The sequence below is a fragment of the Pseudomonas sp. UMAB-40 genome (assembly GCF_900095275.1).
Taxonomy (GTDB): domain Bacteria; phylum Pseudomonadota; class Gammaproteobacteria; order Pseudomonadales; family Pseudomonadaceae; genus Aquipseudomonas; species Aquipseudomonas mandelii_B.
The window spans coordinates 1-1,377 of record NZ_LT607608.1 but is presented as its reverse complement, the minus strand read 5'-3'; the positions used below and the strand labels follow the sequence as shown (position 1 = coordinate 1,377).

At 58.5% G+C, this 1,377-nt stretch carries 1 protein-coding gene; it reads right to left on the bottom strand.

Annotated features, from left to right (window positions below):
• On the bottom strand, window positions 1–1,377 hold a 1,377-nt coding region (locus tag K0F88_RS31965), incomplete at both ends, for a calcium-binding protein (RefSeq protein ID WP_306823161.1).

Sequence of the window (1,377 nt, the reverse complement as noted above, 5' to 3'; positions counted from 1 at the left end):
CCGTTGCTGTGCATGAACACCAGATCGGAGTCGACCCTGCGGGCATGGATATCACTGGCCAGAATCCCTGCACCAAATCGCAGCGTGTCCTTGCCAATGGTGGTCGGATCGTTATCGGTGATCGTGTCCTGCCCATCACCCAGATTGAACAGGTAGGTGTCTGCGCCATAGCCGCCGGTCAAAGTATCGTTGCCCGTCCCGCCGGCCAAAATATTGCCCGTCGAGTCGCTGGCAACCTTGATGACGTCATCGCCGGCATCGCCGTACAGCTGGTTGCTGCCGGCTCCTCCTTCAAGGGTATCGTTACCACCCCCAGCGTGAATGATGTCATTACCCGACCAACCGACCAGGGTCTCTGAAGTGGTAGTGCCCAACTGGCTCAAGCCCTTCGCAGAGATATCCGCCCAGGTCCAAACTGTACCGTCATCAAATTCCACGCGTTCAACGATATTCGGTGCACTCAGACCTGCACTTGCGGTTGTTCCGTCAAACCACCCTTTGACCGTGACTTGATCCAAGCCATTTCTGTGCATGAACACCACATCAGAACCGACTTTGCATGCCAGGATATCGCCGGCCAGAATCCCTGCACCAAAGCGCAGCGTGTCTTTGCCGGCCGTGGTCGGATCGTTATCGGTGATCGTGTCCTGCCCATCACCCAAATCAAACAGGTAGGTATCTGCGCCGGAGCCGCCGGTCAACGTATCGTTGCCCGTGCCACCGGCCAAGGTATTACCTGCGGAACCGCTGGCAACCTTGATAGTGTCATCGCCCGCATCGCCGTACAGCTGGTTGCTGCCAGTGCCTCCATCCAGGATGTCGTTGCCACCCCCAGCGTGGATGATGTCGTTGCCAGTCCAGCCAAGCAACGTGTCGTCCCCCGCCGAGCCCAGTTGATCAACCCCTGTCGTGGTCATGCCCGACCACGTCCAGAAGGTGCCATCGGCAAACTCCACGCGCTCAATGATATTGGGCACGTTCACTTCTGCATTGGAGCTGGCTCTGTCAAACCAGGACTTGACCATGACCTGGTCGGTGCCGTTGCTGTGCATGAACACCAGATCGGAGTCGACCCTGCGGGCATGGATGTCACTGGCGAGAATCCCTGCACCAAAGCGCAGCGTGTCTTTGCCGGCCGTGGTCGGATCGTTATCGGTGATCGTGTCCTGCCCATCACCCAAATCAAACAGGTAGGTATCTGCGCCGTAGCCGCCGGTCAACGTATCGTTGCCCGTGCCGCCGACCATGGTATTACCTGCGGAACCGCTGGCAACCTTGATAATGTCATCGCCCGCGTCGCCGTACAGCTGGTTGCTGCCAGTGCCTGCATCCAGGATGTCGTTGCCACCCCCAGCGTGGATGATGTCGTTGCCAGTC